We start from the raw sequence: 4048 nt of genomic DNA on the forward strand, positions 1-4048 counted from the left end.
CCCACCAGCCCGCCTTACGCGCATTTTCCGTGATTGCCCATCAAGCCAGGCAGCCCCCCGCCGATACCTTCATCAGCGCCGGCTGGGCTTGCCCAGCCGCCCCTTCCGGGGGGCACTTCCACGCCCTTCCAGGGCTGGAAAACCCCGGAAAAACAGCCTCCGGCAACGAATTGCGGCTTCAACGGAATTCACGGCTAAAGGTTGTTGACAAAGCGCCGTTATTCATTTGGCAACAGCGAAGCACACAGCCACACAAAAAAACAGGCGGCGCTTCGTTTCATTCACCAACGGGTTCCATATAAGAGGAGACGACCCCATGGCACAGGTAATCAACACCAATACGATGTCGCTCAACGCTCAGCGCAACCTGAGCACCAGCGGCAACTCGCTGGCCACCACCATCCAGCGCCTCTCGTCCGGTCTGCGCATCAACAGCGCGAAGGACGACGCCGCCGGCCTGGCGATCTCGGAGCGCTTCAGCACCCAGATCCGCGGCCTGGACGTGGCCATCCGCAACGCCAACGACGGCATCTCGCTGGCCCAGGTCGCCGAGGGCTCACTGAGCGAAGTCGGCAACAACCTGCAGCGCATCCGCGAACTGGCCGTGCAGGCCTCCAACGCGACCAATTCCAGCAGCGACCGCAAGGCCCTGCAGGCCGAAGTGACCCAGCTGGTCAGCGAAATCGACCGCGTCGCCAAGCAGAGCGACTTCAACGGCACCAAGCTGCTGGACGGCTCGTTCACCAGCCAGCTGTTCCAGGTCGGTGCCAATGCAGGCCAGGCCATTGCGATCAACAGTGTGGTGGATGCAAAGGCTGAATCGCTGGGTGCCACCACCTTCGTCGATGCCGGCAGCGCCGCCCTGGCTGACACAACCGTTGATGCCGCTGCCGGCAAGCTGGCCAACATCACGGTTGGTGGCGTCAGTATCGGCGACGTCAAGTTCGACTACACCACCCCGCCGGGCGCACCTGCCACCCCGGCCGAGATCGCTGCGGTGCGCAAGGTCAATCAGGACAACGCCACCAAGGCACTGGCTGCCGCCCTGAACGGCAAGATCGGCGAAACGGGCCTGCACGCCGCGCAGTCCACCACCCCCGGCGAAGTCACCCTGACCTCGGTCAAGGCCGACAACACCGTCGCTGGTGTCACTTTGAAGATTGGGCCGGCCGCCACCGCAACCGCCCTGAACGCTCCTGCCGCCGGCACCACCGCCTCTCACGTAGCAGATATCAAGATCGACACCGTTGCCGGCGCACAGCAGGCACTGGAAGTTGTCGACAAGGCTCTGGAGTCGGTCAACAGCGTCCGCGCCGATCTCGGCGCGATCCAGAACCGCTTCACCTCCGTGGTGGCCAACCTGCAGACCTCCTCGGAGAACCTGTCGGCCTCGCGCAGCCGCATCCGCGATACCGACTTCGCCAAGGAAACCGCCGAACTGACCCGCACCCAGATCCTGCAGCAGGCCGGTACGTCCATGCTGGCCCAGGCCAACCAGGTACCGCAGAACGTGCTCAGCCTGTTGCAGCGCTGACATGAGTCGTCCCCGAAGCACGTCGGGGGCGTCTAACCCAACTCACGTGCAACCGCTCAAGGACCTCTCCTCATGGCACAAGTCATCAACACCAACACGATGTCGTTGAATGCTCAGCGTAACCTGAGCACCAGCGGCAGCTCGCTGGCCACCACCATCCAGCGCCTGTCCTCCGGTTCTCGCATCAACAGCGCCAAGGACGACGCCGCTGGCCTGGCGATCTCCGAGCGCTTCGGCACCCAGATCCGCGGTACCGACGTGGCCATCCGCAATGCCAACGACGGCATCTCGCTGGCCCAGGTCGCCGAAGGTTCGCTGACCGAGATCGGCAACAACCTGCAGCGTATCCGTGAACTGTCGGTGCAGTCGTCCAACGCCACCAACTCCGCCAGTGACCGCAAGGCCCTGCAGGCCGAAGTGACCCAGCTGGTCAGCGAAATCGACCGCGTTGCCAAGCAGTCCGAATTCAACGGCACCAAGCTGCTGGACGGCTCGTTCTCCAGCCAGCTGTTCCAGGTGGGTGCCAACGCGGGCCAGGCCATCGCCATCGACAAGGTGGTGAATGCAAAGGCAGATTCCATTGGCAGCTCATCGTTTGCATCCAACGGCACTCTGACCATCAGCAACACCCCGGCTGATCTGACTAGTGGCAAGATCAGCGGTGTTAAGGTTGGAGCCGTCAGCTTGGGTGACATCTCTTTCGAACAAGGTTCCGGCGCTACGGCAGCAGAAGCTGAAGCAGCCACCCGTCAGAACGCACTGACCGCTACGGTTGCTGCGCTCAACGCCAAGATTGGCGAAACCGGTGTTCACGCAGCTCAGACGGTGGCAGCTGACGGCACTCTGACCCCCGGCTCGATTACTCTTACTTCTGTCAAGGCCGACCTTGACACCGCGGGGGTCGCCGCAGTAGCCGTTACAGGCGCAACTGGAGTAGCTATTGGCGCGCAGATTGGCGCCGGTACTGCAACATCCTCGCACCTGCAGGACCTCGATATCACGACTGTCGCCGGCGCACAGCGCGCCTTGGAAATTGTTGATAACGGCCTGAACTCAATCAACAGCACCCGCGCCGACCTCGGTGCCATCCAGAACCGCTTCACCTCGGTCGTCGCCAACCTGCAGACCTCGACGGAAAACCTGTCGGCCTCGCGTAGCCGCATCAAGGATACCGATTTCGCCAAGGAAACTGCCGAGCTGACCCGCACCCAGATCCTGCAGCAGGCCGGTACGGCCATGCTGGCCCAGGCCAACCAGGTACCGCAGGGCGTGCTCAGCCTGCTGCGCTGATCCGTCCATTGATCGACCACCGGGCGGCGGTTGAACTGCCGCCCGGTTCCTGAAACACGCTCCACCTTCGCCAAAGGAAAAGCACCATGGCACAAGTCATCAACACCAACACCATGTCCCTGAATGCTCAGCGCAACCTGAGCACCAGCGGCAGCTCGCTGGCCACCACCATCCAGCGCCTCTCCTCCGGTTCGCGTATCAACAGCGCCAAGGACGACGCCGCCGGCCTGGCGATCTCGGAGCGCTTCGGCACCCAGATCCGCGGTACCGACGTCGCCATCCGCAATGCCAACGACGGCATCTCGCTGGCCCAGGTCGCCGAAGGTTCGCTGACCGAGATCGGCAACAACCTGCAGCGTATCCGTGAACTGTCGGTGCAGTCGTCCAACGCCACCAACTCGGCCAGCGACCGCAAGGCGCTGCAGGCTGAAGTGACCCAGCTGGTCAGCGAAATCGACCGCGTTGCCAAGCAGTCCGAATTCAACGGCACCAAGCTGCTGGACGGCTCGTTCTCCAGCCAACTGTTCCAGGTGGGCGCCAACGCTGGTCAGGCCATCGCCATCGACAAGGTTGTTGATGCCACCACCGCAAAACTCGGCGCGTCCACGTTCGCAACAGGTACGCTGGCCTCCGGTGGTGCCGCCGCGATTGCGGCCGACACCACTGTCAGCGGAACCATCAAGGTTGGCACTGCGACCATCAAGCTGGATTCCGTCGAGGTCAAGGCTGGCGCAACCGAAGCTGAGCGCAACAAGGCCGCAGTTACCGCCATCAACTCCAAGCTGGGCGAGACCGGTATCCTCGCGGAGATCGACAAAACTGGCGCGATCAACGTCACGCAAGTGAAGGAAGGTGTTGCGCTTGCTGATGCTGATATAGCTCTGAAGCTTGGCACGGCGGATGCATTTGACCTCACAGCGACCACACCCGCTCCTGCCGCAGAACACCTGCAGGATCTCGATGTGTCCACCGTAACCGGCGCACAGAAGGCCATGGCAATGGTCGACAAGGCACTGGATTCGATCAACAACACCCGTGCAGACCTCGGCGCGATCCAGAACCGCTTCACTTCGGTCGTCGCCAACCTGCAGACCTCGACGGAAAACCTGTCGGCCTCGCGTAGCCGCATCAAGGATACCGATTTCGCCAAGGAAACCGCCGAGCTGACCCGCACTCAGATCCTGCAGCAGGCCGGTACGGCCATGCTGGCCCAGGCCAACCAGG

General features: G+C 62.6%; 3 protein-coding genes. All 3 read left to right on the forward strand.

Annotation, left to right across the window (positions count from 1 at the left end):
- Positions 1-316: 316 nt before the first annotated feature.
- Positions 317-1534, forward strand: a complete 1218-nt coding sequence (locus N5J73_RS23985; RefSeq protein ID WP_164078437.1) for a flagellin — start codon at positions 317-319, stop codon at positions 1532-1534.
- A gap of 72 nt (positions 1535-1606) precedes the next feature.
- A complete protein-coding gene (locus tag N5J73_RS23990) occupies positions 1607-2824 on the forward strand; it encodes a flagellin (RefSeq protein WP_099589513.1) in 1218 nt (405 codons plus the stop codon).
- 86 nt (positions 2825-2910) lie between these two features.
- Positions 2911-4048: flagellin (locus tag N5J73_RS23995; protein ID WP_279941371.1), on the forward strand; the 1138-nt coding region annotated here is incomplete at its 3' end.

This window comes from Stenotrophomonas sp. GD03654, from assembly GCF_029845105.1.
Classification (GTDB): Bacteria; Pseudomonadota; Gammaproteobacteria; order Xanthomonadales; family Xanthomonadaceae; genus Stenotrophomonas; species Stenotrophomonas africana.

Excerpts from the sequence above, each read along its gene's own strand:
- N5J73_RS23985 (WP_164078437.1), top strand. The coding sequence starts at position 317 with ATGGCACAGGTAATCAACACCAATACGATGTCGCTCAACGCTCAGCGC.
- N5J73_RS23990 (WP_099589513.1), top strand. The coding sequence starts at position 1,607 with ATGGCACAAGTCATCAACACCAACACGATGTCGTTGAATGCTCAGCGT.